Origin of the sequence: Streptomyces sp. NPDC004542 (genome assembly GCF_040610035.1) — a bacterium.
Lineage (GTDB): Bacteria > Actinomycetota > Actinomycetes > Streptomycetales > Streptomycetaceae > Streptomyces.
Genome location: NZ_JBEXLP010000031.1, coordinates 14,564 through 38,671, shown reverse-complemented (window position 1 = coordinate 38,671; position 24,108 = coordinate 14,564). Strand labels below are relative to the sequence as shown.

Genomic DNA, 24,108 nt, shown 5'->3' with positions numbered 1-24,108 from the left:
GACACACACCGTCCAAAGCCGGCCGGAGCCCCCCGGGGTCCCCCGACGCGAAACCCCGCCGCTGACGCAGGTCAACGGCGGGGCGTGGAGTCAGTTTCCGGTTGTCGCGAATCGCCCGTTCGGGCGGCACACGCAGGGTCAGACGCGGACGCCGAACTGGAACGGCATGTTGTTGATCGACTCGTAGCGCACGACCGCGCCCGTGTGCGGGGCGTGCAGGACCTGGCCGTTGCCCGCGTAGAGACCGACGTGGTGGTGGTCGGCGTAGAAGATGACCAGGTCGCCGACCTGGAGGTCACTCATGCTGGAGATGACCGTGCCGGCACCGGCCTGGGCCTCGGAGGTGCGCGGGATGGAGACGCCGGCCTGAGCGTAGGCCCAGGAGGTCAGGCCCGAGCAGTCGAAGGAGGACGGGCCGGAGGCGCCGTAGACGTAGGGCGAGCCGATCTTGCTCTGCGCGGCGGAGAAGGCGGCGGCGGCCCGGCCGGAGGCGGCCTTGCTGTCACCGAGGTTCACGCGCTCGGTGGAGGAGCGGCTGGCGCGGTTCTGCTCCGCGGCGAGGGCCGCCTTCTCCTTGGCCGTCAGGGTGTTGAGCAGCTTCTGGGCCTCGGCGAGCTTGCCCTGGACTTCCTTCTTCTTCTTGCCCAGCTCGGTGCGGGTGGAGGCGAGGTCCTTGAGCTTCTCGGTCGCCTCGGCGCGCTCCTGGGCCAGTTCGCGCTGCTTGTCCTGGATCTTCCTCAGCGCCTCGACCTGCTGGCCGCTCAACTGGTCGAGCGTGGAGGCCTTGTCGAGGAAGTCGTCCGGGTCCGAGGAGAGGAACAGCTGGACCGAGGGGTCGATGCCGCCGGCGCGGTACTGGGCGGTGGCCAGCGAACCGAGGCCGTCGCGCAGCTTGTTCAGGTCCTCCTGGCCGCGGGCGACGTTGTCCTGGATGGTGGAGATCTCCTTCTGGAGCTTCTCCTGCTTTTCCTTGGCCCCGTTGTACTTCTCGGTGGCCTGCTCCGCTTCCTCGTAGAGCTTGTCGACCTTCGCCTTGACCTCGCTCTTGCTCAGCTTCTCGCTGGGCGCGGCGTTGGCGGCGTTCGCGCTGAGCGCGACGGCGGCCGCGGCCGCGGTGGTCAGCACGGTGACACGCGTGCGACTGGGCTGCTTGGGTCGACGGTGAGACGCCACGACAGGCGAACTCCTTCTCGTGAGTGATCACCCGCTCGGAGGTTCGAGCCCAGACCCTAGTGACCCTCTTGTGATCAGATCAAATCCTCACACCAAAAAACCTCGTCACGCAATGCATTCTTTGCACATAACCCACATGGAGTTAAGCCCGGTTGACGCTACGTTGCGTGACGGATCCGTCAATTCGGGCTTTAAACCTCTACGGTTCCGTTTTCAGGACAGTCGCTTGAGAAGCACCGCAGAAGCCACCGGACGCGCCCCCGCCTTGGCGACCCCGTCGGCCACCTCGCGGTCGGTCGAGGCGACGATGACCGGACGGCCCGGCGGTTCCGCGCGCACCAGCTGCCGGATGAGCTCGTCGGCCGTGACACCCGGCTTGGAGAACAGCACGCGCACCCCGCGCGGCGGCGCGAGCAGCACCGGAGCGGCCAGTTCGGCCCCGTCGAAGACGCAGGTGACCTCGGCGCCGGTCTGGGCGGCCAGCTGGGAGAGCTGACCGAGCAGCCGCAGACGCTGCTTCTCCAACGGCATCTGCGGATAGCCGGTCTTGGTGACGTTGTAGCCGTCGACCACCAAGTGCGCCTGGGGCAGGGCGAGAAGCTGGTCGAGGATGGCCGGGTCGTGCTCGGACAACGCCCGCGCCGCGATGTCCTTCGGGGTCATTCGTCCCGGTTCGACCGCGTCCACCGTCTCCGCCGGCCGCACCGACACCGGGGGCAACGCCAGCTCCCGGCGCAGCCCCTGGGTGGCGTCCAGCAGGGTGTCGAGAAGCAGCCGGACGCGCATGTCCTCGACACTGCGCCCCTCGCGCGCCGCCCTGCGCGTGGCCTCCAGCGCGGCCTCGGCCTCGCTCAGGCGGGTCTTGAGCCGCCGCGCCTCGCTCTCCGCGGCGGACACCTGGCCGTGCGCCTCGGCGCGGACGGCCTCGATCTCCCCCCGCACCCTGCGCAGCGCCGCCTCACCGCGCTTGACGTCACTGAGGGCGGCGCGGAGCTTGCGGTGAAGCGATTCGGCTTCCCTCTTGGCCGCGTCCAGCTCGACGCGCAGCCGTTCGGTTTCGGCCCGGGTCTGCTCACGGGCCCGCTCGAGCTCCTCGCGGAGCCGCTCCAGCTCGGCGCGGCTCTCCTCGTCGGCACGCTCGGCGTCCGCCCGCTGGGCCTCCTCGCCGGCCGCGGTCACCAGCTTCACCCAGCCGGCGGGGCGCAGTACATAGGCCGCGGCCGCCACATCGAGCGGGTCCGCGGCCGGGGGCGGGGAACCTGAGTCGAGGGCGCCGGTGAGTTCCGGCTGGGCCTCTCTGAGCTTCTCGCCGATGCGCTGGCGGAACAGCGGATCGGTCTCCAGGGCCGAGGCCATCGCGTTGCCCGCGAACTTGGCGCGACGGTTGGGGGCGAAACGGGCGTACTGTCTGAGCTGCGCAGGCAGTTCGGCCACCGTCAGCCCGCCGAAGCCGTCCGAGACGATCTGCACGACCCGCCGTCGCACGCCGTCGGGCAGCGGACGGTCAAGCACCTCGGCGGTGCCGTCGCCCGGCCCCTCGCCCGTGGTCTCCACCATCCGTCACACCCCACTACATGCGCGACCGCTCCGTCTCAGGAGTCGGCGCCCGGCCTGTCCACGAGTTCCACCTGGTCCACCGCGTTGCACCAGCGGCAGCGCACCGACTCGATGGTCTCACTGACCACCTCGCGCTCCTCGACCCTGGGCTCACCGGCGAGGTCGAGGTGGACGTACTCGACGACCTTCGACGAGCGGGTCACGTCGAAGCGGGTGAGGTTGCCGCAGAGCGTGCAGCGCCACCGGGTCTGGGCGGTCGGCAGGGGAACCGGCATCGTGACTGTTCGCTTCCTTCTAGTGTCCGTGACGCGTGCTCTCCGCGACGCGTGTGGCTCGTAACCCTACGGCCTGGCGGTCCTTCGCCGCCCGTCCGTCCACGGCGGCGAGGCGGTCTGTTCGCTTGCGTCCGGTTACGTCATGATCTGTGTCCGTGACCAGCAACTGGAGCGCGGTGGCCGCCGGGGCCCTCGAGCGGGTCCGGCGCTCGCCGGCGCCGATGACGTACGCCCTGATCGGCCTGTGCTGCCTGCTCTTCCTGCTCGGGCCGGCGGCCGGGCTGAACCCGGCGTACGGCTCCGGAAACGCGCTGCTCGCCGCCCAGCGGGCCTACTTCCGGCACTGGGGCGTCATCCCCGCCGAGCTCTTCGACGGCCCGGCCCGGGCGGTCCTCACCCCGGCAACGGCACTGTTCGTGCACGGCAGCTGGGTGCATCTGCTGGGCAACATGCTCTTCCTCTACGTCTTCGGGGCGATGACCGAGGAACGGATGGGCCGCGTGCGGTTCACCCTCTTCTACATCGGCTGCGGCTACCTGGCGCTCCTCGGCTACGCCGCCGCCAACGCCACCTCCGAGCAGTCCCTGGTCGGGGCCTCGGGGGCGATCTCGGCGGTCCTCGGCGCGTTCCTGTACCTGTTCCCCGCCGCTCGTGTGACCAGTCTCCTCCCCTTTCTGTTCTTTCTCCCCCTGCGCTTTCCCGCCTGGGTCGTCCTGCCCTTCTGGGCGGCCCTGCAGTGGCTGGCGGCGCGCCGCGCGCCCCAGGGCCCCGGCGTGGCCTACCTGGCCCACCTGGTGGGCTTCGGGCTGGGCTTCGTCCTCGCGTGGGTGCTGTTCGGGCGGGCCACTAGAGTTGAGCCCGCCCCAGCTCCGGCCCCCGAGGGAGAGAACCAGCCGTGATCACCGCGATCGTGCTCATCAAGACCAGCGTGGACCGGATCCCCGAGATCGCGGAGCAGATCGCCGCGCTGGACACCGTCAGCGAGGTCTTCTCGGTCACCGGCACCTACGACCTGATCGCCATGGTCCGGGTCCGGCAGCACGAGGACCTGGCGGACGTCATCCCCGGCCGGATCAGCAAGATCCCCGGCGTGGAGGCCACCGACACGCACGTGGCGTTCCGCACCTACTCCCAGCACGACCTCGAGGCGGCCTTCGCGATCGGGCTGGACAACTAGGCCCGGCGGACCGGCCCCGGGAGGGACGGTGCCGCCGGACGCCGCCGCCCAGGGCCGGGTCGTACGCCCACGCCGTGGCGCCGTGGGCGGCCCGCCTGCGGGGGGAGAGGAGGGGGCTCCCCGATGCCGCCCGCCTCGGCGCCGGCCCAGGACGACCTCGCACGGGCCGATCACGGGGGCCGCGGTGCTCAGACGGCCGGGACGCAGCGGCCGTTCTCGGTGCGGTAGTCCCACTTCGCGCCGTCCCGCACGAGCTCCCGCACGGCGTCCACGAACCGCTCCACGTGCTCGTCCGGCGTGCCCGCGCCGAAGCTGACGCGGACGGCGTTGAGGGACTTCTCGCCCGGCGCGGCCTCGGGCGCGCCGCATTCGCCCTGGGTCTGCGGGTCGCTGCCGAGCAGGGTGCGCAGCAGGGGGTGGGCGCAGAACAGGCCGTCGCGGACGCCGATGCCGTACTCGGCGGAGAGGGCGGCGGCGAAGTGCGAGCTGTTCCAGCCCTCGACCACGAAGGAGAGGACGCCGACGCGCGGGGCGTCGTCGCCGAAGAGGGAGAGCACCCGGACCTCGGGGACCTCGGCGAGGCCCTCACGGACCCTGGCGATCAGCTGCTGCTCGCGGGCGACCAGGGCGTCGAAGCCCGCCTCGTCGAGCGCCTTGCACGCCGAGGCGATGGCGTAGGCGCCGATGACGTTCGGGGAGCCGGCCTCGTGGCGGGCGGCGGTGTCGTGCCACTCCACGTCCACTCCCCCGTCCGTGCGCCGGGCGACCTTGCGGCTGGCGCCGCCGCCCGCGAGGTACGGCTCGGCCGCGCGCAGCCAGTCCGCGCGCCCGGCCAGCACGCCGGAGCCGAACGGGGCGTACAGCTTGTGCCCGGAGAAGGCGACCCAGTCGACGTCGAGGTCCCGGACGGACACCGGGTGGTGCGGGGCCAGCTGGGCGGCGTCCAGGACGATCCGGGCGCCGTGCGCGTGGGCGGCGGCGGCGAGTTCCCGGACCGGCCACAGCTCGCCGGTGACGTTCGAGGCGCCGGTGACGCACACCAGGGCCGGGCCGTAGGGGTCGCGGTCGGCGAGGGCCCGCTCCAGCGTCTCGACGGCCTGCCGGGGGGTGCGCGGGGCGTCGAGGTAGCTGACCCGCGCGTCCTGCCAGGGCAGCAGCGAGGCGTGGTGCTCGGTCTCGAAGACGAACACCTGGCAGTCGGCGGGGAGCGCGCGGGCGAGCAGGTTCAGGGAGTCCGTGGTGGACCGGGTGAAGACCACCTGGTCGTCCTCCCGGCAGCCGAGGAACGCGGCGACGGTCTTCCGGGCGTTCTCGAAGAGGTCGGTGGACAGCTGGGAGAGGTAACCGGCACCCCGGTGCACGCTGCCGTAGTACGGGGCGTACGCGGCCACGTCGTCCCAGACCCGCTGGAGCGCGGGGGCGCTGGCCGCGTAGTCGAGCGCGGCGTAGGTGACCTCGCCACCGGTGACGAGCGGCACGGTGACGTCCCGGCCGAGGACGGGCAGCGGGGCGAGGACGGACTGGTCGGCGGCGACGGCGGAGACGGACATGGGTGTACTCCCGTGGAGGCAGGCGGAACTCACCGGGCGAGCGGACGGCGCTCGAGCTCGGACGAGGTGAAAAAGGGGGATGCGGAGGCGGGGCTCTGCGCCCTAACGCATTCGCTTGCTCACGGAAGGCTCCTCGACGACCAGGACCCCTGGCGTGCGAGGGGTCCGCGCTTGCCACAGACCTCGCTGCCTGCGGCCCGGTCTTCACCCGGGGCACCCCGCCACGGACGGAGGGTTGCCGGACAGTCGGCCGGGGCCGTATGACTGTCACTCATGACCTGGCAGTGAACCTACGCGAACCGATCACCGGACCGCAACCCGTGTCCGGATCGCGGGACGCCCTTCTCGCGGCACGGTCAGCGGACGACGTGGTGCCGGCGCCGGGACCAACGCGCGCCGAACAGCACCAGGTCGGCCACGAAGACCACCACGCCGATGACCAGGAGGTAGAAGAGCCCGTGCGCCGCCACCCCGATGAGGCCCAGGATGACCGCCACGAGGATGAGGAACAGGAAGAGTGCCATCGGTGACCACGTCCTCGGTCCGGGCCGGTCAGCAGCGTCAGTGGCGTCAGCCGCGCGCGAGGCGGCGTCCGCGTTCGGCACCGGCCTCGTAGGGCCTGTCGTAGTGCTCGAAGATCTCGTGTTCCCGCTCGGCCGGCAGAACGTCGTCCATCCCCATGGAGGGCGCCTTGCGCACCTGCCCGCGCGGATGGGCCACCTTCACATAACCGGGTCCCAGGGTCGCCTCGTCGAGGGGGACGAAGACGAGCCGGTGCCGGGTCGGCAGCCCGGTGCGGACGGTCGCCATGGCGGGCGTGTCGGTGGTGGTGTCCACGTAGACCGCTTCGAGGGCCCCGATCTTGCGGCCCCTGGGATCGATCACGTCGCGGTTGCGCCACTCACGGACGTCAGCTGAGTGGATCATGTCTCGCTCCTCGGGCCCGCCCTCCCGGACACCGCACACCCTGGAGCGGAGCGGCCGCGGGAGGGCTACCACGCTTTTCACTGTACTCCCGCGGCCGCCCGGCGCTACGCGTTGCTCGCGGCCACCCAGCGCTCCAGGACCCGCTTCGCCGCCCCCGAGTCGATCGACCTGGCCGCCTTGCGCATCCCGGCGCGGATCTGCGCGGCCAGCGGCTCCTCCGTCGGGTCCAGGGCCACCAGGGCCGCCGCCGAGTTCAGCAGGACGGCGTCGCGCACGGGGCCCGGCTCGCCGTCGAGGAGCCGGAGGGCGACCTCGGCGTTGTACGACGGGTCACCGCCGCGCAGGGCCTCCACCGGCACCAGCTCGATGCCGACGTCGCGCGGGTCGAAGCTCTCCTCGGTGACCTTGCCGTCGCGCACGACCCAGACGCGTGAGGTGGCGGTCGTGGTCAACTCGTCGAGGCCGTCGTCGCCGCGGAAGACCAGGGAGGAGTTGCCGCGCTCCGCCAGGACACCCGCGATCATCGGCGCCAGGCGGGGGTCCGCGACGCCGACCGCCTGCGCCTTCACCTTCGCCGGGTTGGTCAGCGGCCCGAGCGCGTTGAAGACCGTCCTGATGCCCAGCTGGCCGCGCGCGGCGGCCACGTGGCGCAGCGCCGGGTGGAACTTCACCGCGAAGCAGAAGGTGATGCCCGCCTCCTCCGCGACCTCGGCCACCCGCCCGGGCGTCAGGTTCAGGTTGACGCCCAGCTTCTCCAGGACGTCCGAGGAGCCGGACGCCGAGGAGGCCGCCCGGTTGCCGTGCTTGACGACCTTCGCGCCCGTGCCGGCCACCACGAGCGCCGACATGGTGGAGATGTTCACCGTCCTCGCGCCGTCGCCGCCCGTGCCCACGATGTCGACCGTGCGGCCGGACACCTCGATCACGTTGGCGTGCTCGTACATCGCCCGGACCACGCCGGTGATCTCCTCGACGGTCTCGCCCTTGGCGCGCAGCGCCACCACGAAACCGGCGATCTGCGCGTCGGTGGCCTCGCCGCGCATGATCTGGTCCATCGCCCAGGCCGTCGCGTCGGCGCTCTGGTCGCGGCCGTACAGCAGGGCGTTCAGCACCTCGGGCCAGGAACGGCCCGCCGTGGTGTCGCCTCCAGCGGGGGTCACAGCGCTCATCAGCCGCTCCTGGTCGTCGTGGAATAGTCCGCCCCCACCCTATCCAGCCCGGGGCACGGCGAAGGGCCCCGTCCGAACACCGGACGGGGCCCTTCATGCGCGGCGTGGCGTGCGCAGCGATCAGTGGTGGCCGTGGCCGCTCGTGATCTCCTTGTACTCGTCGACGGTCGGCTTCGGGATCTGGTTGTCCTCGCCGTAGTAGGCGCTGCTGAGCTTGGCGCGCAGCTTCTCGGAACCCTTGACCTTCCGCTCGACGCCGTTCTCGTCGACCGTCGGGCCGATCTCGGCCGGCTCGTACTGGTGGTGGGCCGTGAGGGTGTGCAGCTGCTCCTGGCTGAGCGGCTCGTGGACCTCGATGAACTCACCGTGCGGCAGGCGCTTGATGATGCCGGTCTCGCGGCCGTGCAGCACCTTGTCGCGGTCGCGGCGCTGCAGGCCGAGGCAGATCCGCTTGGTGATGATGAACGCGAGGACCGGTCCGGCGAAGAAGCCGATCCGGACGAACCAGGTGACCGCGTTGATCGACAGGTGGAAGTGGGTGGCCCACAGGTCGTTGCCACCGCCGACCAGACCGATCATGTACACGGTGACCCAGGCGACGCCGAACGCGGTACGCGTCGGGGCGTTGCGCGGGCGGTCCAGGATGTGGTGCTCGCTCTTGTCGCCGGTGACCCAGGACTCGATGAACGGGTAGACCGCGATGGCCGCCAGCACGACACCGAAGAGGACCAGCGGGATGAACACGCCCAGGACGAGCGTGTGGCCCCAGAAGTTGATCTCCCAGCCCGGCATGTACCGGACGAGGCCCTCGGCGAAGCCCATGTACCAGTCGGGCTGGGCGCCGGTGGACACCTGGTCCGGGCGGTAGGGGCCCATGGCCCAGATCGGGTTGATCTGGGCGACCGCCGCGATGGCCGCGATGACACCGAAGACCAGGAAGAAGAAGCCTCCGGCCTTGGCCATGTAGACCGGCAGCAGCGGCATGCCGACGACGTTCTTGTTGCTCTTGCCGGGGCCCGCGAACTGCGTGTGCTTGTGGTAGAAGACCAGGATCAGGTGGCCCACGACCAGGCCGAGCATGATGCCCGGCAGCAGCAGGATGTGGATCGAGTAGAACCGGGCCACGAAGTCGTGGCCGGGGAACTCGCCGCCGAAGAGGAAGAACGAGATGTACGTGCCGACGATCGGCATGGACAGGATCGCGCCCTCGGTGAAGCGGACACCGGTGCCGGAGAGCAGGTCGTCCGGGAGCGAGTAACCGGTGAAGCCGGTGAACATGCCCAGGACGAACAGCAGGAAGCCGAACAGCCAGTTGATCTCACGCGGCTTGCGGAACGCGCCGGTGAAGAACACGCGCATCATGTGCACGAACATGCCGGCCAGGAAGATCAGCGCGGCCCAGTGGTGGATCTGCCGGATGAGCAGGCCACCGCGCACGTCGAAGGAGATGTGCAGGGTCGAGCTGAACGCCTCGCTCATCAGCTGGCCCTGCAGCGGGACGTAGCTGCCGTGGTACTCCACCTCGTTCATCGACGGGTGGAAGAACAGCGTCAGGTACACACCCGTGAGGATGATGATGATGAAGCTGTAGAGGCAGACCTCACCCAACATGAACGACCAGTGGTCGGGGAAGATCTTGCGCATGTTGGCCTTGGCCAGGGAGTAGATCCCGAGCCGGCCGTCGGCCCAGTCGGCGACGCGCTCGCCGGCCGGTGCCTTCCCGCGGGTGCGGGGCTGGTCGTTGGCTGCAGTACTCATCCGCGCTCCCAGAATGCAGGACCGACGGGCTCCTCGAAGTCGCCGAGCGCCTGGAGGTAACCGTCTCCGTTCACGCCGATGCGGAGCTGGGGCAGGGCGTGACCGGCGGGGCCGAAGATCACTCGGGCACCGTCGGAGAGGTCGAAGGTGGACTGGTGGCACGGGCACAGCACGTGGTGCGTCTGCTGCTCGTACAGCGAGATCGGGCAGCCGACGTGGGTGCAGATCTTCGAGTACGCGACGATGCCCTCGTGCGACCACGCGAGCTCGCGCTTGTCCTTGATGTTGTCCGGCTGGAGCCGGATGATCATCAGGGCCGCCTTGGCGATCTCGTTCTGGAAGTCCTCGTTCGCCTCCTCCAGGCCCTCGGGCTTGGCGAAGGTGAGCGAGCCGACCTGGACGTCCTCGGGACGCAGCGGCTGGTTGGTGTTCATGTTGACCAGCAGCTTGCCCTTGGCCCACAGCGTGTGGCGGAGCTTGGACTCGGGCAGCGGGCCGAGGTCGCGCAGCAGGACGACGCCGGAGAGCGGCACCAGGGTGAGCGCGCCGAACATCGTGTTGCGGATCAGCTTGCGTCGGCCGAGCGCCGACTCCTTGGCGCCCTGCTTGAAGTCCGCGTGGACCTTCGCCCGGACCTCCGGCGAGGCCGCGATCGGGTGACGCTCGTCGGCGACCTCGACGTCGGACATCAGGGTGCGGGCCCAGTGGACCGCGCCCGCGCCGATGCAGAACAGCGCCGTGCCGAGGCACAGGCCCAGCGCGAAGTTGAGCGCGCTGATGTGCCCGATCGGGAAGACGAAGACCGACCTGTCGGCCGGGATCGTCACGTAGGAGGCGATGAAGCCGACGGTGGCCAGCATCGACACCGTGAACAGCAGGGCGACCATGCGCTCGGACCGCTTGGCGGCCCGCTCGTCGATGTCCTGGATCCGGTGCTCGTGCGGCGGCAGCCCCGGGTCGGCGAACGGGTTCTCCTCGTCCGCGACGCCCACGGCGCCGTGCGTGGTGTCCTGCGCGGCGGGCAGGTTCTCTTCTGGAATGTCTTGGCTACTCATGACTTCTTGGCCTTTGCGGTCCGAGCGGCGACCCAGACGGCGACCGCAACAAGTGCGCCGAGACCGAAGATCCACGCGAACAGACCCTCGCTGACCGGCCCGAGGCCGCCCAGCTCAAGACCGCCGGGGTTCACCGTCTCATCGCCGTTGACCGCGTGCAGGTACGCGATGATGTCCTTCTTGTTCTTCTCCGACATGGTGGTGTCGGGGAAGGACGGCATGTTCTGCGGGCCGGTCTGCATGGCCTCGTAGATGTGCTTCGGGTCGACGCCCTCCAGGGAGGGGGCGAACTTGCCCTTGGTGAGCGCACCGCCCTTGCCGGTGAAGTTGTGGCACTGCGCGCAGTTGGTCCGGAACAGCTCGCCGCCCTTGGCGATGTCACCGTCGCTCGGGTTGTACTGCTGCGAGGTCGGCACGTTCGGGCCGGCGCCCAGGGAGGCGATGTACGCCGCCAGCTGGTCGATCTGGGCCTGCGTGTAGATGTTCTTCTTCTTCTCGACCTGCGCGCCCTGGGAGGTGGCGGCCGGCATACGGCCGGTGCCGACCTGGAAGTCGACGGCCGCGGCGCCCACGCCCACCAGGCTCGGCCCGTCGGAGGAGCCCTGCCCACGGGTGCCGTGGCAGCTGGCGCAGCCGACCTCGTAGAGCTTCTTGCCCTCCTGAATGGTCAGGGACTGGGAGGATTCATCGGCCTGCGCCTTGCTCGCGGGCGCGAACGCGGCGTACAGCCCCCCAGTGGCCGCCAGCGCGAGGAGAAGGACGACGACCGCTGCCAGCGGATGGCGTCGTCGTGCGGAGAGCTTTTTCACGGATTACCCCGGTGTCAGGATCTTCTGCGTCGATGCTTCTGGATGTGTGCGGGAAGGGTCCCGGCTACTTGATCAAATAGATCGTGGCGAAGAGGCCGATCCAGACGACATCGACGAAGTGCCAGTAGTAGGACACGACGATCGCGGCGGTCGCCTGCTCGTGCGTGAACCTCTTTGCCGCGTAGGTGCGGCCGAGGACCAGCAGGAAGGCGATGAGACCGCCCGTCACGTGCAGGCCGTGGAAGCCGGTGGTCAGGTAGAACACCGAGCCGTACGGATCGGAGGAGAGCGAGAGCCCGTCCTTCTTCACCAGCTCCGTGTACTCGAAGATCTGACCGCCGATGAAGATCGCACCCATGATGAAGGTGACGATGAACCAGCCCCGGAGCTTCTTCACGTCACCGCGCTCGGCCGCGAACACGCCGAGCTGGCAGGTGAGGGAGGAGAGCACCAGGATCGTGGTGTTCGTCGCCGAGAACGGAAGGTTCAGGCTCGAGGCCATCTCCTTCCAGTGCGCCGGACCCGTCACCGATCGCAGGGTGAAGTACATCGCGAAGAGGGCCGCGAAGAACATCAGCTCGGAACTCAGCCAGATGATGGTTCCGACGCTGGTGAGGTTCGGCCGGTTGACCGACGGGTGCGCGTGCCCGGTATCTACTGTCGTTGCTGTCGCCACGACCGACATTATGTCGGTCGCTTATCTCGCCCTCACTCCGGGGGGTGCCGTTCGGAGTGTTCGCAGGATGTGCTGGGCCCGTATGGCCCATCGGACGGACTTTCGCAGTCGTGTTCGGATCAGTGTTGACAGGGTGCCCGAGGGGGTAGCATCCGCCGCATCGGTCCTGTCCGTACGACGGCGTAACGACGGCGTGCGCCCCCTGTGTATCGGAGGAACTATGCAGCCGACCGCCACGGTGCTGGTCTACAGCGACGACTCCAACACCCGCGAGCAGGTCCGGGTCGCCACGGGGCGCCGGCCGGCTCCCGACTCGCCCGTGGTGGAGTTCGTGGAGTGCGCGACACCGCACGCGGTCCTCGCGGAGCTGGACAAGGGCGGCATCGACGTCTGCGTCCTGGACGGTGAGGCCGTGCCCATGGGAGGCATGGGGATGTGCCGGCAGATCAAGGACGAGATCTTCGACTGCCCGCCGGTCCTGCTGCTGATCGGGCGGCCGCAGGACGCGTGGCTGGCGACCTGGAGCCGGGCCGACGCGGCGGTGACGCTGCCCGTCGACCCGGTGGAGTTCGCGTCGGCGCTGGCTTCCCTGCTGCGGAAGAAGAAGCTGCTGAGCGCGTAGGACGCGCGGGGCGCGGAGGTTCGCGCCCTTCCCGTCCGTCACACCGGCCTCCCCGTCACACCGCCGTCGGCTGGAGTCTCTCCGCGTCCTGCTGCGGGACCACGCCGGCGGACGTGCCGCCGGTCAGGGCGCTGCCGGTGAGCCACTTGTTCCAGTCGAGGTTCCAGTCGCCGAAGCCGTTGCCGAAGGGCTCCATCGGGTGGCCGCCCGTGTTGACGACCTTGACGATGTCACCCGGGTGGACGATGTCGAAGAACCACTCCGCGTTGGCCGTGCTCATGCCGGTGCAGCCGTGGCTGACGTTCGCGTACCCCTGGGAGCCGACGGACCACGGGGCCGCGTGCACGTACTCGCCCGACCAGGTGACGCGGGTGGCGTAGTAGACCGGCAGGTCGTACGAGTCCGAGGTGCCCTCGGCGATGCCGACGGTGGTGCTGCGCATGCGTACGAACGGCTCCTTCTCCAGCACGACCTTGACGCCGTTGCGGGTCTCGAAGCCGGGCTTGCCGGTGGTGATGGGGATCTGTCTGATCACCGCGCCGTTCTTGTAGACCGTCATCTGGTGGGTCGCCCCGTCCGTGAGGGCCTCGATCCGGTCCCCGATGGTGAGCTTCAGGGGCTTGGCCGCGCCGCCGCCCCAGAGGCGGTCGTTGATCCTGACGCCGTCCAGGTTGCTGTGCACCTGGAGGGTGGCGTGCGCGGGCCAGTAATCCCTGGGGCGGTAGTGGAGTTCCTTGCCGTCCACCCAGTACCAGGAGCCGGTCACGGCCGGGACGGAGTCGACCCTGAGGGCACGTTCGACGACGGCCCGCTGCGCCTTGTCCTTGACCTCCTGGTTCAGCTTCGCCGTGATGGGCTGGCCGACGCCGAACGCGCCCGCGCCGGGTCCGAAGGCGACTTCCAGACGCTTGGTGGTGGTGGGCTTGCTGGTGTCGAAGGTGAGGGTCCGGCGGCCGGGTGCCCCGTCCTCGTCCTCCGTGCTGATCCGCACCGTGTAGTGGGCGTCGGCGGCCAGCGGGGCGGTGCTGTGCCAGCGGCTGCCGTCGGCGGCGAGTTCGCCCGCCACATAGCGTCCCGTGGCGTCCACGGCGGTGACGTCCGTGATGCGCCCGTCGCCCTCTGCGGTGACCTCGAGGGGCTTGTCCGGGTCGGCCTTCTTCCCGTCGCCGGGGAGGCCGCTGAAGGAGATCTGGTCCGACGCGTCGTACGGCTTGTCCGCCAGAGGGTTGCCGTCCGATCCGCAGGCGGTGACGCCCGCGCCGAGGGCGGCCATCAGCAGGGCGCAGCTGACGACGGTGCGGGTGCGCGGAGAGGTGCTCATGAGATCACGCTAAGGAGCTTTGTCGACCTGAGCGCGCTGAACGGGGCGGACGGGGGACGCGCCGTGCGGCAACGGCGGGAGCCCGGACCTCCTGGCGGAGTGTCCGGGCTCCCGGTGCGCGGCATGTGCGTGCGTACTACTGGGTGCGGTTCTCACCGTGGTAGTACTCGAAGACCCAGCCGAACAGGCCGAGCAGGATGATCGGTGCCGCGAAGTAGATCAGCCACCAGCCGACCGCGATGCTGAGGAAGGCGATCGCACCGCCGGTGCCGAGCATGAGCGGCTGCCAGCTGTGCGGGCTGAAGAAGCCCAGCTCGCCCGCGTCGTCCGCGACATCGGCCTCCTTGTTGTCCTGGGCACCCACGTCGACCCGCCGGGCGGTGAAGCCCAGGTAGAAGCCGATCATGATGCACAGGCCGAAGGCCAGGAAGAGTGCCGTGGTGCCGGCCGGCTCCTTCGACCACACGCCGTACACGATGGCGATGGTCAGGACGAAGAAGCTCAGCCAGATGAACATCCGGCCCTGGATCTTCACTTGCCGGCCTCCTTGCTGCCCGCGATGGCGCTGCTGCTGCCGTGGCCGGCGTGCTCGAGCTGCTCAAGAGCGGCGATCTCGGGGTGGTGCAGGTCGAACGCCGGGGATTCGCTGCGGATCCGCGGCAGGGTGAGGAAGTTGTGCCGGGGCGGCGGGCAGGACGTCGCCCATTCGAGCGAACGGCCGTAGCCCCACGGGTCGTCGACGCCGACCGGCTTGCCGTACTTGGCCGTCTTCCACACGTTGTAGAGGAACGGCAGGATCGACAGGCCGAGCACGAACGAGCTGATGGTCGAGACCGTGTTCAGGGCGGTGAAGCCGTCGGCCGCGAGGTAGTCCGCGTAGCGCCGCGGCATGCCCTCGGCGCCCAGCCAGTGCTGGACCAGGAAGGTGCCGTGGAAGCCGACGAACAGCGTCCAGAAGGTGATCTTGCCAAGGCGCTCGTCCAGCATCTTGCCGGTGAACTTCGGCCACCAGAAGTGGAAGCCGGAGAACATCGCGAACACGACCGTCCCGAAGACGACGTAGTGGAAGTGCGCCACCACGAAGTACGAGTCCGAGACGTGGAAGTCCATCGGCGGCGAGGCCAGGATGACACCGGTCAGACCACCGAACGTGAAGGTGATCAGGAAGCCGGTCGCCCAGAGCATCGGGGTCTCGAAGCTCAGCGAGCCCTTCCACATGGTGCCGATCCAGTTGAAGAACTTCACACCGGTCGGGACCGCGATCAGGAAGGTCATGAAGGAGAAGAACGGCAGGAGCACGCCACCGGTGACGTACATGTGGTGGGCCCACACGGTCACGGACAGACCGGCGATCGAGATGGTCGCGGCGATCAGGCCCATGTAGCCGAACATCGGCTTGCGGCTGAAGACCGGGATGACCTCGGAGATGATGCCGAAGAACGGCAGCGCGATGATGTACACCTCTGGATGGCCGAAGAACCAGAAGAGGTGTTGCCACAGCAGTGATCCGCCGTTGGCGGCGTCGAAGACGTGGGCGCCGAACTTGCGGTCCGCCTCCAGGGCGAACAGCGCGGCGGCCAGGACCGGGAAGGCGAGCAGGACCAGGACACCGGTCAGCAGCACGTTCCAGGTGAAGATCGGCATGCGGAACATGGTCATGCCCGGGGCGCGCATGCAGATGATCGTGGTGATGAAGTTGACCGAGCCGAGGATAGTGCCGAAGCCGGAGAAGGCCAGACCCATGATCCACATGTCGGCGCCGACACCCGGCGAGCGGACCGCGTCCGACAGCGGGGCATAGGCGAACCAGCCGAAGTCGGCCGCGCCCTGCGGCGTGATGAAACCGGCCACCGCGATGATCGAGCCGAACAGGTACAGCCAGTAGGCGAACATGTTCAGCCGCGGGAACGCCACGTCGGGCGCGCCGATCTGCAGCGGCATGATCCAGTTCGTGAAACCGGCGAACAGCGGGGTCGCGAACATCAGCAGCATGATCGTGCCGTGCATCGTGAACGCCTGGTTGAACTGCTCGTTCGACATGAACTGCAGGCCCGGCCGGGCCAGCTCGGCACGCATGAGCAGTGCCATCACGCCGCCGATCAGGAAGAACACGAACGACGTGACGAGGTACAGCGTTCCGATCGTCTTGTGGTCGGTGGTCGTCAGCCACTTCACCACGACATTGCCGGGCTGCTTGCGCCTGACCGGCAGCTCGTTCTCGTAAGAGTCGGCCGCCGCGGCACCCTGGGGTTCGTTGAGGATGCTCACAGGTTGTTCGTCTCCCGGTTCTTCTCGTGGCTCGTCTGCGCGATGCCGGCGGGAATGTAACCGGTCTGCCCCTTCTTGACGAGGTCCTTGAGGTGCTGCTCGTACGCTGCCGGGGAGACGACCTTCACGTTGAACAGCATCCGGGAGTGGTCGACGCCGCAGAGTTCGGCGCACTTGCCCCTGAAGGTGCCCTCCTGGTTGGGAGTCACCTGGAAGGCGTTGGTGTGACCCGGGATGACGTCCTGCTTCATCAGGAACGGCAGCACCCAGAAGGAGTGGATGACGTCACGCGAGGTGAGGACGAAGCGGACCGTCTTGCCCTTGGGCAGCCACAGCGTCGGACCCGGGTTGCCGGTCTGCGGGTTCCGCGTGCCGGGCGTACCGACGTCGTAGACACCGCCGGCGTCGGCCGGGAAGTCCTTCTTGTACCGGTCCGGGATCGCGTTCAGCTGCGGATCGGTCTTGGCGTTGCCGGTGGAACCGGGAACGTTCTCGATGTAGTTGAAGCCCCAGCTCCACTGGAACCCGACCACGTTGACGGTGACGTCGGGCTTCTTGGAGAGGTCGAGGAGCTTCGACTCGTCCCGGGCCGTGAAGTAGAAGAGCACCGAGATGATGATGATCGGTACCACCGTGTACAGCGCCTCGATCGGCATGTTGTACCGGGTCTGCGGAGGTACCTCGACCTTGGTGCGGCTGCGCCGGTGGAACATGGCGCTCCACAGGATCAGGCCCCACACCAGCACGCCGACGGCGAGCGCGGCAGCCCAGGAGCCCTGCCACAGGGAGAGGATCCGCGGAGCCTCTTCCGTGGTCGGGGTGGGCATGCCAAGGCGGGGGAAGTCCTTGTATGTGCAACCGGTCGCGGTCGCCAGGACCAGGCCCGCGGTCATTGCCTGCAGCAGCTTCCGCCGCATCGGGCGCCGCGGCGAGCGGTCGGAGCCGTTGGGACTCACGTAGCGCCTTCCCGAGAGTCTCGCCCGCGCTGGTTGGCTGCGGCCTTCTCGCTGGTCGGTCGCCGCCCTGCGTCGGGCAGGGGTTTGATGTTTATGCGGACCAAACCCTACTGGACGCCTTCCGGCGGGTCGCGGGGAGGGGGGCATACGCGCGGCGGGTCGGACCGAAGGGGTGGATCGGGCCGGGTCGGGCGCCTGGCAGCACGGGGAGTCGGGGTCGCGGGCGGGTGCGGTGGTCCGTGGTTTCTCGCGCAGTTCCCCGCGCCCCTGTAATGCTCACGGACGTCTTAACGTTGCGGTGTGGCTTACTTCGACGCCGCTTCCGGCGCTCCCCTTCATCCCGTTGCCCGGCAGGCCCTGGTGGCCTCGCTCGACGAGGGGTGGGCCGATCCCGCTCGGCTCTACCGGGAAGGGCGGCGGGCCCGGATGCTGCTCGACGCGGCCCGGGAGGCCGCCGCGGAGCTGGTCGGGTGCCGGGTGGACGAACTGACGTTCACCTCCTCCGGCACCCGGGCCGTGCACAGCGGGATCGCGGGGGCGCTGGCGGGGCGACGGCGGGTCGGGCGTCACCTGATCGTGTCATCCGTCGAGCACTCTTCGGTGCTCCATTCGGCGGACGCGCACGAAGCGGACGGCGGCACGGTCACGCGGGTCGCCGTGAGCCGTACCGGCGCGGTGGCCGTCGACTCGTACGAGGGCGTCCTGCGGCCCGGCACCGCGCTCGCCTGTCTGCAGTCGGCCAACCACGAGGTGGGGACCGCGCAGCCGGTGGCGGAGGTGGCCGCGGTGTGCCGGGCGGCGGGGGTGCCGCTGCTGGTGGACGCGGCACAGTCGCTGGGGTGGGGGCCGGTCGAGGGCGACTGGTCGCTGCTGACCGCGAGCGCGCACAAGTGGGGCGGGCCGTCGGGGGTCGGGCTGCTGGTGGTCCGCAAGGGGGTGCGGTTCGCGCCGCGAGGGCCGGCGGACGAGCGGGAGTCGGGGCGGGCGCCCGGCTTCGAGAACCTTCCGGCGATCGTGTCCGCGGTGGCCTCGCTGCGGGCGGTGCGGGCGGAGGCCGCCCAGGAGGCGGCCCGGCTGCGGGAGCTGACGCGGCGGATCCGCGCGCGGGTGCCGGAGGCGGTGCCGGACGTGGAGGTGGTCGGCGATCCGGAGCGGCGGCTGCCGGGGATCGTCACCTTCTCCTGTCTCTATGTCGACGGGGAGACCCTGCTGCACGAGCTGGACCGGGCCGGCTTCTCGGTCTCGTCCGGGTCGTCCTGTACGAGCAGCACGCTGACGCCCAGCCATGTGCTGAGGGCGATGGGGGTGCTGAGTGAGGGCAACGTCCGGGTGTCGCTGCCGCCGGGCACCGCCGAGGACGACGTCGAGCGGTTCCTGTCGGTGCTGCCGGGCGTGGTGGCGGGGGTGCGGGAGAAACTCGGCGCCCCGGTGCCCGCCGCGGCCGTCGTACGACCGGACGAGGTGGTCGTCGACTCGCTCGGCAAACGCTGCCCGATCCCGGTCATCGAGCTGGCGAAGGTCATCGGGGACGTGCCGGTGGGCGGGACCGTCCGGGTCCTCTCCGACGACGAGGCGGCCCGGCTGGACATCCCGGCGTGGTGCGACATGCGCGGGCAGGAGTTCGTCGGCGAGGAGCCGGCGGACCACGGTGCGGCGTACGTGGTCCGCCGTACCGCCTGACTAGCCGAGGTGCTGCTGGACCTCGGCGGCGGCCTCGTGGCCGTAGGCCTTGGTGAAGCGGTCCATGAAGTGGGCCCGGCGCAGCTGGTACTCCTGCGTACCCACCGTCTCGATGACCAGGGTCGCCAGCATGCAGCCGACCTGGGCGGCGCGCTCCAGGGAGACGCCCCAGGCGAGGCCGGAGAGGAAGCCGGCCCGGAAGGCGTCGCCGACGCCGGTGGGGTCGGCCTTGCGCTCCTCCTCCGGGCAGCCGACCTCGACGGGGTCCTCGCCGGCCCGCTCGATGCGGACGCCCCGGGAACCGAGGGTGGTGACCCGGTGGCCGACCTTGCCGAGGATCTCCTCGTCGGTCCAGCCCGTCTTGGACTCGATGAGGCCCTTCTCGTACTCGTTGGAGAACAGGTACGTCGCCCCGTCCAGCAGTATCCGGATCTCCTCGCCGTCCATGCGGGCGATCTGCTGGGAGAAGTCGGCGGCGAACGGGATGTTCCGCGAGCGGCACTCCTCGGTGTGGCGGAGCATCCCCTCGGGGTCGTCGGCGCCGATCAGCACCAGGTCCAGGCCGCCGACGCGGTCGGCGACGGTCTTGAGCTCGATCAGCCGGGCCTCGCTCATCGCGCCGGTGTAGAAGGAGCCGATCTGGTTGTGGTCGGTGTCGGTGGTGCACACGAAGCGGGCGGTGTGCAGGGTCTCGGAGATGCGCACCGACTCGGTGTCCACGCCGTGCCGCTCCAGCCAGGCGCGGTACTCGTCGAAGTCGAAGCCGGCGGCGCCGACCAGGACGGGCCGGGTGCCGAGCTGACCCATGCCGAAGGCGATGTTCGCGCCGACGCCGCCACGGCGGACGTCGAGGTTGTCGACCAGGAAGGAGAGGGAGACCGTGTGCAGCTGGTCCGCGACCAGCTGGTCGGCGAAGCGGCCGGGGAAGGTCATGAGGTGGTCGGTGGCGATGGAGCCGGTGACTGCGATGCGCACGGCGTGGATTCTCCTGAGGGAGGGCGGTTTGACAGTTCACGCTACCCGGTCCGGTCGTCGGCGCCACCTGTTCCGGCCGAGGTGCGGGAGCGGGAAAACTACCCGATAGTAGATCTTTATCCGCTGACTTCACGTGCTTACGGTGCCGCTATGACGAACCTCAAGATCCACGCCCCCGCTCCGGCCGAGCTCGACGGCGATCTGGCGTCGCTGCGCGGTGACTGCGCGCGGATGGCTCCGCACTGGGCGGTACCGGCGCGGGACTCCGCCGTTCCGGTGCCTCCGTCGTTGATCCACGGCGTGACCGTCCCCGCGGCCTCCGCGCGGCTGCTGGACGCCATGTCGGACTACGGCGACTGATTCAGCCGGTCCGTTCGAGGGAACCGCTCGCCCACCCGCCGCGTCCCATCGCCGTCCCCCCGAGGAGGGGAGGCGGGATACGACCCAGCGAGGAGCGATGCGGTGAACACCGAGCGACCCGACAACGACGACGCGGCCGCGGGCACCGGCGGGGAAGCCTCGGCGGAGAACCGGACTCCGGAGCCCAAGGCCACTCCCGAGCGGGAGACCTCCCCCCAGCCGCCGGAAGCCGAAACCCCGGCGGCGCCCGAGCCCGAAGCCGCGTCCCGGCCCCAGCCGGATGTCTCGTCCGGGGCGCAGACCGCACCCCGGCCGGAGACCACGGCCGAACCGGAAGCCGCCGCCGAACCGGAAGCCCCGCCCGCGCCGGACCCCACGCCCGAAGCGGCGGCGAACCCGGCGCCCGAGCCGGGAACCACGCCCGAGCCCCGAACCGCCTCCCGAACGTCAGCCGCGTCCGAGGTGGCCGGCGACGAGGTTCCCCGGGACGGGGACGTCGGCGTGGCCGATGACGAACGGCCCGCCCGTCGCCGCTCCCCCGCGGTCATCGCCTCCGTCGCCGCCGCCGTACTGCTGGCCGGTGGCGGCGGGGCGTACCTCGCGGCCACCGCGACCGGCGCCCCGGGCGGCGGTGCGGGGTCCGCGGCTTCCGGCGGCACTCCCCCGCCCCTCGCCCTGGACGGTTATCCGGCGGGCTCGCAGGGCATCGCGCCGGGTGAGCCCAACCCGTACGGGGTCACGTACCGGGCCGGCGGCACCCTGCCCGACGGTCCCGGCTCGGCGCCGGTGTACCGGTCCTCCGCCGAGGTCACCAAGGACGAGGTGGCCCGGCTGGCGAAGGCGCTGGGCCTCGACGGCACGCCGGTGGCGGAGGGACGGACCTGGCGGGTCGGCTCCGGGAAGGACGGCTCGGGGCCGGTCCTCCAGGTGAGCAAGGAGGCCCCGGGCACCTGGACGTTCAGCCGGTACGCGCCCGGTACGGACAACTGCAGGAAGATCACCGTCTGCACCCACGACCCCGCCGTCCCGGCCACCGACGGGGTGAGCGAGCCGGCCGCGCGGAAGGCCGCGGCACCGGTGCTGAAGGCGGTGGGCCAGGACGACGCCAAGGTGGACGCGAGCCAGGTCATGGGCGCCCAGCGGGTGGTGAACGCCGATCCTGTGGTGGGCGGACTGCCCACCTACGGCTGGACGACCGGTCTGACCGTCGGCAAGCAGGGCGAGGTGGTCGGCGGTCACGGCCGGCTGAAGACGCCGGTGAAGGGGGACACGTACCCCGTCCTGGACGCCGGGAAGACGCTGGCCCTGATGAACGAGGCGCCCGGGACCGGCCACCGGATGGGCATCGGCGGTTGTGCCGCTCCCGTACCGCAGAAGGACCGGCTGGAGCAGCCGTGCGGGTCGGTGTCCCCGACGGCCGCGCCGACGCCGGCGCGGGAGACGGTCACCGTCCGCAAGGCGGTGTTCGGGCTGGCCGCGCACTCCGTCGACGGCAGGCAGGCGCTGGTGCCGTCCTGGCTGTTCCAGGCAGGGGGAACGGGTGACGCCTTCACGGTGACGTATCCGGCCGTCGACCCGAAGTACCTGGCGGCACCGGGCGCCGCGTCGAGCACGCCGTCGGCGGCCGAGCAGTCCGTGACGGTGACCGGCTACAGCGCCACGGACGACGACGTCACGGTGACGTTCGAGGGCGGGGTGTGCTCCGACTACAAGGCGTCGGCCGCCGAGGACTCCGGCAAGGTGACCGTCAAGGTGACCGAGACCCGCCGGACGGACAAGGTCTGCGTGATGATCGCCAAGGTCTACCACCGGACCGTGCACCTGGACCGGCCGCTCGGCAACCGGAAGCTGGTCGGCTCGAACGGCCGGCCGATCCCCGAGGAGGGACCGGAAGCACACCTGGATCGCTGAATCGCGGACACACGAAGGCGGCGGCCCGGTCGGAAGGGGCCGCCGCCTTCGTGTGGTGCGCTGCGGTGCGCCGTGTGCGCCGCGGGGCTCAGCTGAAGGAGTCGCCGCAGGCGCAGGAGCCCGTCGCGTTCGGGTTGTCGATCGTGAAGCCCTGCTTCTCGATCGTGTCGACGAAGTCGATCGTGGCGCCGCCCAGGTACGGGGCGCTCATGCGGTCGGTGACGACCTTGACACCGTCGAAGTCCTTCCCGACGTCGCCGTCGAGCGAGCGCTCGTCGAAGAAGAGCTGGTAACGCAGGCCGGAGCAGCCGCCGGGCTGGACGGCGACGCGCAGGGCGAGGTCGTCACGGCCTTCCTGGTCGAGCAGGGCCTTGACCTTCGACGCGGCGGCGTCGGTCAGGATGATGCCGTCGGTGACGGTGCTGGTCTCGTCCGATACGGACATCTACATCTCTCCCGGGTTGTACGGAGACTGCTTGCCGACGGTTGCAACCGGCGAGGCCGCGGATTCATTCCGGGCCGGGCTCTTGTCTTGTCGTTCCCTTCTCATGCTCGCACATGCGGTCAGCAGCGGAAAACGCCTCACCGGCGCCTGACCGGGATTCATGTCACACCGACGCAATGACCATCGTCAAAGTGACGTGAACCGGGTTATGATAGATAGCGTCAGTTCGACGAAAAGTAGAAAGGGTGCGTGCCGTGACCACCGCCCAGACCCCGGAGCTCGGCGTACAGCCGTCTCCGCTCGCCCTGCTGCTGCTCGGCCGTGAGGCCGACCCGAAGAGCGAGCGGGGCGTCGAGTGTCCCGGTGACCTGCCCTCGCCGTCCGACCCCGACCTGGTCGAGCGCGCCCGCGCGGCCAAGGCGAAGCTCGGCGACAAGGTCTTCGTGCTCGGCCACCACTACCAGCGTGACGAGGTCATCCAGTTCGCCGACGTCACGGGCGACTCCTTCAAGCTGGCCCGGGACGCGGCCGCGCGCCCGGAGGCCGAGTACATCGTCTTCTGCGGTGTGCACTTCATGGCCGAGTCGGCCGACATCCTCACCTCCGACGACCAGAAGGTCGTCCTGCCCGATCTCGCCGCCGGCTGCTCGATGGCCGACATGGCGACGGCCGAGCAGGTCGCGGAGTGCTGGGACGTCCTGACGGAGGCCGGCGTCGCCGAGCAGGTGGTGCCCGTGTCGTACATGAACTCCTCCGCGGACATCAAGGCGTTCACCGGCAAGCACGGCGGCACCATCTGCACGTCGTCGAACGCCAGGCGGGCCCTGGACTGGGCGTTCGGGCAGGGCGAGAAGGTGCTCTTCCTGCCCGACCAGCACCTCGGCCGCAACACCGCCGTCCGCGACATGGGCATGTCCCTGGACGACTGCGTGGTCTACAACCCGCACAAGCCGAACGGCGGGCTGACCGCCGACGAACTGCGCGCCGCCAAGATGATCTTGTGGCGCGGCCACTGCTCGGTCCACGGCCGCTTCAGCCTCGACTCGGTGAACGACGTGCGCGCCCGCATCCCCGGTGTCAACGTCCTGGTCCACCCCGAGTGCAGGCACGAGGTGGTGGCCGCGGCCGACTACGTCGGCTCGACGGAGTACATCATCAAGGCCCTGGAGGCCGCCCCGGCCGGCTCCAAGTGGGCCATCGGCACCGAGCTGAACCTGGTCCGCCGCCTGGCGAACCGTTTCGCGCCCGAGGGCAAGGAGATCGTCTTCCTCGACAGGACGGTCTGCTTCTGCTCGACCATGAACCGCATCGACCTCCCCCATCTGGTCTGGGCCCTGGAGTCGCTCGCCGAGGGCAACCTCGTCAACCGCATCCAGGTCGACAAGGAGACGGAGGCCTTCGCGAAGCTGGCACTGGAGCGGATGCTGGCGCTGCCGTAGGGCCC

24 protein-coding genes and 1 riboswitch are annotated in these 24,108 nt (G+C 69.9%); of the genes, 7 read left to right on the top strand and 17 right to left on the bottom strand.

What is annotated here, in order from left to right; all coding sequences use genetic code 11:
- Window positions 1-138 precede the first annotated feature (138 nt).
- The 3 genes from ABZX30_RS18895 to ABZX30_RS18885 all read right to left on the bottom strand — a co-directional run bounded on the left by ABZX30_RS18895 (window position 139) and on the right by ABZX30_RS18885 (window position 3,005).
- Window positions 139-1,173: an NlpC/P60 family protein gene (locus ABZX30_RS18895; protein WP_355934809.1), complete on the bottom strand. Its 1,035-nt coding sequence runs from the start codon at window positions 1,171-1,173 to the stop codon at window positions 139-141.
- A gap of 213 nt (window positions 1,174-1,386) precedes the next feature.
- Window positions 1,387-2,730, bottom strand: a complete 1,344-nt coding sequence (locus tag ABZX30_RS18890; RefSeq protein ID WP_355934807.1) for an NYN domain-containing protein — start codon at window positions 2,728-2,730, stop codon at window positions 1,387-1,389.
- 35 nt (window positions 2,731-2,765) lie between these two features.
- Window positions 2,766-3,005, bottom strand: a complete 240-nt coding sequence (locus tag ABZX30_RS18885; RefSeq protein WP_355934806.1) for a hypothetical protein — start codon at window positions 3,003-3,005, stop codon at window positions 2,766-2,768.
- Window positions 3,006-3,160: 155 nt separating this feature from the next.
- Between ABZX30_RS18885 and ABZX30_RS18880 the strand changes: the two genes are divergently transcribed.
- Window positions 3,161-3,904 carry a rhomboid family intramembrane serine protease gene (locus ABZX30_RS18880; RefSeq protein ID WP_355934804.1) on the top strand — a complete coding sequence of 248 codons (744 nt, stop codon included), beginning with the start codon at window positions 3,161-3,163 and terminating at the stop codon, window positions 3,902-3,904.
- On the top strand, window positions 3,901-4,182 hold the full coding sequence (locus ABZX30_RS18875) for an Lrp/AsnC ligand binding domain-containing protein (protein WP_355934803.1): 282 nt from the start codon (window positions 3,901-3,903) through the stop codon (window positions 4,180-4,182). Before ABZX30_RS18880 ends, ABZX30_RS18875 begins: the two co-directional genes overlap by 4 nt.
- Window positions 4,183-4,370: 188 nt before the next feature.
- Here ABZX30_RS18875 and ABZX30_RS18870 read toward each other — a convergent pair whose 3' ends face one another.
- The 8 genes from ABZX30_RS18870 to ABZX30_RS18835 form a co-directional block, all read right to left on the bottom strand.
- The gene (locus ABZX30_RS18870) at window positions 4,371-5,732 is read right to left on the bottom strand and encodes an aminotransferase class V-fold PLP-dependent enzyme (RefSeq protein WP_355934802.1); all 1,362 of its coding nucleotides are present in this window, start codon (window positions 5,730-5,732) and stop codon (window positions 4,371-4,373) included.
- 162 nt (window positions 5,733-5,894) lie between these two features.
- Window positions 5,895-6,011, bottom strand: a riboswitch (SAM riboswitch).
- A 77-nt stretch (window positions 6,012-6,088) separates the two neighbouring features.
- Window positions 6,089-6,256 (bottom strand): hypothetical protein, encoded by a 168-nt coding sequence (locus tag ABZX30_RS18865; RefSeq protein ID WP_355934801.1) that lies wholly within the window; start codon window positions 6,254-6,256, stop codon window positions 6,089-6,091.
- 46 nt (window positions 6,257-6,302) lie between these two features.
- Window positions 6,303-6,659 carry a PRC-barrel domain-containing protein gene (locus ABZX30_RS18860; RefSeq protein ID WP_355934799.1) on the bottom strand — a complete coding sequence of 119 codons (357 nt, stop codon included), beginning with the start codon at window positions 6,657-6,659 and terminating at the stop codon, window positions 6,303-6,305.
- Window positions 6,660-6,763: 104 nt separating this feature from the next.
- Window positions 6,764-7,828, bottom strand: coding sequence for an anthranilate phosphoribosyltransferase (gene trpD / locus ABZX30_RS18855; RefSeq protein ID WP_355934797.1), 1,065 nt, complete (start codon window positions 7,826-7,828; stop codon window positions 6,764-6,766).
- 120 nt (window positions 7,829-7,948) lie between these two features.
- Window positions 7,949-9,586 carry a cytochrome bc complex cytochrome b subunit gene (locus ABZX30_RS18850; protein WP_355934795.1) on the bottom strand — a complete coding sequence of 546 codons (1,638 nt, stop codon included), beginning with the start codon at window positions 9,584-9,586 and terminating at the stop codon, window positions 7,949-7,951.
- The gene (locus ABZX30_RS18845; RefSeq protein WP_355934794.1) at window positions 9,583-10,641 is read right to left on the bottom strand and encodes a Rieske 2Fe-2S domain-containing protein; all 1,059 of its coding nucleotides are present in this window, start codon (window positions 10,639-10,641) and stop codon (window positions 9,583-9,585) included. The genes ABZX30_RS18850 and ABZX30_RS18845 overlap by 4 nt, the downstream gene beginning before the upstream one ends.
- Entirely contained in the window at window positions 10,638-11,450 is an 813-nt protein-coding gene (locus ABZX30_RS18840; protein ID WP_355934792.1) for a c-type cytochrome, read from the bottom strand. Before ABZX30_RS18840 ends, ABZX30_RS18845 begins: the two co-directional genes overlap by 4 nt.
- Window positions 11,451-11,514: 64 nt before the next feature.
- The gene (locus tag ABZX30_RS18835) at window positions 11,515-12,135 is read right to left on the bottom strand and encodes a heme-copper oxidase subunit III (RefSeq protein ID WP_355934791.1); all 621 of its coding nucleotides are present in this window, start codon (window positions 12,133-12,135) and stop codon (window positions 11,515-11,517) included.
- A 211-nt stretch (window positions 12,136-12,346) separates the two neighbouring features.
- Here ABZX30_RS18835 and ABZX30_RS18830 point away from each other — a divergent pair, with 211 nt between their 5' ends.
- Window positions 12,347-12,748, top strand: coding sequence for a hypothetical protein (locus ABZX30_RS18830; protein WP_355934790.1), 402 nt, complete (start codon window positions 12,347-12,349; stop codon window positions 12,746-12,748).
- A 55-nt stretch (window positions 12,749-12,803) separates the two neighbouring features.
- On the opposite strand, the gene ABZX30_RS18825 is transcribed toward ABZX30_RS18830, so the two are convergent.
- The 4 genes from ABZX30_RS18825 to coxB all read right to left on the bottom strand — a co-directional run bounded on the left by ABZX30_RS18825 (window position 12,804) and on the right by coxB (window position 17,293).
- Window positions 12,804-14,069, bottom strand: coding sequence for an Ig-like domain-containing protein (locus tag ABZX30_RS18825; protein ID WP_355934789.1), 1,266 nt, complete (start codon window positions 14,067-14,069; stop codon window positions 12,804-12,806).
- A gap of 136 nt (window positions 14,070-14,205) precedes the next feature.
- The gene (locus tag ABZX30_RS18820) at window positions 14,206-14,604 is read right to left on the bottom strand and encodes a cytochrome c oxidase subunit 4 (RefSeq protein WP_355934787.1); all 399 of its coding nucleotides are present in this window, start codon (window positions 14,602-14,604) and stop codon (window positions 14,206-14,208) included.
- Window positions 14,601-16,337, bottom strand: coding sequence for a cytochrome c oxidase subunit I (gene ctaD / locus ABZX30_RS18815; protein WP_355934785.1), 1,737 nt, complete (start codon window positions 16,335-16,337; stop codon window positions 14,601-14,603). The genes ABZX30_RS18820 and ctaD overlap by 4 nt, the downstream gene beginning before the upstream one ends.
- On the bottom strand, window positions 16,334-17,293 hold the full coding sequence (gene coxB / locus ABZX30_RS18810; RefSeq protein ID WP_355934784.1) for a cytochrome c oxidase subunit II: 960 nt from the start codon (window positions 17,291-17,293) through the stop codon (window positions 16,334-16,336). The genes ctaD and coxB overlap by 4 nt, the downstream gene beginning before the upstream one ends.
- A gap of 300 nt (window positions 17,294-17,593) precedes the next feature.
- Here coxB and ABZX30_RS18805 point away from each other — a divergent pair, with 300 nt between their 5' ends.
- Window positions 17,594-18,973 carry an aminotransferase class V-fold PLP-dependent enzyme gene (locus ABZX30_RS18805; protein WP_355934783.1) on the top strand — a complete coding sequence of 460 codons (1,380 nt, stop codon included), beginning with the start codon at window positions 17,594-17,596 and terminating at the stop codon, window positions 18,971-18,973.
- On the opposite strand, the gene ABZX30_RS18800 is transcribed toward ABZX30_RS18805, so the two are convergent.
- Window positions 18,974-19,948, bottom strand: coding sequence for a carbohydrate kinase family protein (locus ABZX30_RS18800; protein WP_355934781.1), 975 nt, complete (start codon window positions 19,946-19,948; stop codon window positions 18,974-18,976).
- Between the two features lie 150 nt (window positions 19,949-20,098).
- On the opposite strand from ABZX30_RS18800, the gene ABZX30_RS18795 reads away from it, so the two are divergent.
- Window positions 20,099-20,308 (top strand): hypothetical protein, encoded by a 210-nt coding sequence (locus ABZX30_RS18795; RefSeq protein ID WP_355934780.1) that lies wholly within the window; start codon window positions 20,099-20,101, stop codon window positions 20,306-20,308.
- Between the two features lie 102 nt (window positions 20,309-20,410).
- The gene (locus ABZX30_RS18790) at window positions 20,411-22,219 is read left to right on the top strand and encodes a hypothetical protein (protein WP_355934778.1); all 1,809 of its coding nucleotides are present in this window, start codon (window positions 20,411-20,413) and stop codon (window positions 22,217-22,219) included.
- Window positions 22,220-22,307: 88 nt separating this feature from the next.
- Here ABZX30_RS18790 and ABZX30_RS18785 read toward each other — a convergent pair whose 3' ends face one another.
- Window positions 22,308-22,664 carry an iron-sulfur cluster assembly accessory protein gene (locus ABZX30_RS18785; RefSeq protein WP_355934777.1) on the bottom strand — a complete coding sequence of 119 codons (357 nt, stop codon included), beginning with the start codon at window positions 22,662-22,664 and terminating at the stop codon, window positions 22,308-22,310.
- Between the two features lie 254 nt (window positions 22,665-22,918).
- On the opposite strand from ABZX30_RS18785, the gene nadA reads away from it, so the two are divergent.
- Window positions 22,919-24,103, top strand: a complete 1,185-nt coding sequence (gene nadA / locus ABZX30_RS18780) for a quinolinate synthase NadA (protein ID WP_355934775.1) — start codon at window positions 22,919-22,921, stop codon at window positions 24,101-24,103.
- The last annotated feature ends 5 nt before the right edge of the window (window positions 24,104-24,108 follow it).

What these genes read in the sequence shown, in the direction of transcription:
- ABZX30_RS18835 (WP_355934791.1), bottom strand. Translation starts at nt 12,135, where the DNA reads ATGTCGGTCGTGGCGACAGCAACGACAGTAGATACCGGGCACGCGCAC.
- ABZX30_RS18795 (WP_355934780.1), top strand. Translation starts at nt 20,099, where the DNA reads ATGACGAACCTCAAGATCCACGCCCCCGCTCCGGCCGAGCTCGACGGC.
- ABZX30_RS18865 (WP_355934801.1), bottom strand. Translation starts at nt 6,256, where the DNA reads ATGGCACTCTTCCTGTTCCTCATCCTCGTGGCGGTCATCCTGGGCCTC.
- ABZX30_RS18870 (WP_355934802.1), bottom strand. Translation starts at nt 5,732, where the DNA reads ATGTCCGTCTCCGCCGTCGCCGCCGACCAGTCCGTCCTCGCCCCGCTG.
- ABZX30_RS18845 (WP_355934794.1), bottom strand. Translation starts at nt 10,641, where the DNA reads ATGAGTAGCCAAGACATTCCAGAAGAGAACCTGCCCGCCGCGCAGGAC.
- ABZX30_RS18850 (WP_355934795.1), bottom strand. Translation starts at nt 9,586, where the DNA reads ATGAGTACTGCAGCCAACGACCAGCCCCGCACCCGCGGGAAGGCACCG.
- ABZX30_RS18860 (WP_355934799.1), bottom strand. Translation starts at nt 6,659, where the DNA reads ATGATCCACTCAGCTGACGTCCGTGAGTGGCGCAACCGCGACGTGATC.
- ABZX30_RS18885 (WP_355934806.1), bottom strand. Translation starts at nt 3,005, where the DNA reads ATGCCGGTTCCCCTGCCGACCGCCCAGACCCGGTGGCGCTGCACGCTC.
- ABZX30_RS18825 (WP_355934789.1), bottom strand. Translation starts at nt 14,069, where the DNA reads ATGAGCACCTCTCCGCGCACCCGCACCGTCGTCAGCTGCGCCCTGCTG.
- trpD (WP_355934797.1), bottom strand. Translation starts at nt 7,828, where the DNA reads ATGAGCGCTGTGACCCCCGCTGGAGGCGACACCACGGCGGGCCGTTCC.
- ABZX30_RS18785 (WP_355934777.1), bottom strand. Translation starts at nt 22,664, where the DNA reads ATGTCCGTATCGGACGAGACCAGCACCGTCACCGACGGCATCATCCTG.
- ABZX30_RS18830 (WP_355934790.1), top strand. Translation starts at nt 12,347, where the DNA reads ATGCAGCCGACCGCCACGGTGCTGGTCTACAGCGACGACTCCAACACC.
- ABZX30_RS18890 (WP_355934807.1), bottom strand. Translation starts at nt 2,730, where the DNA reads ATGGTGGAGACCACGGGCGAGGGGCCGGGCGACGGCACCGCCGAGGTG.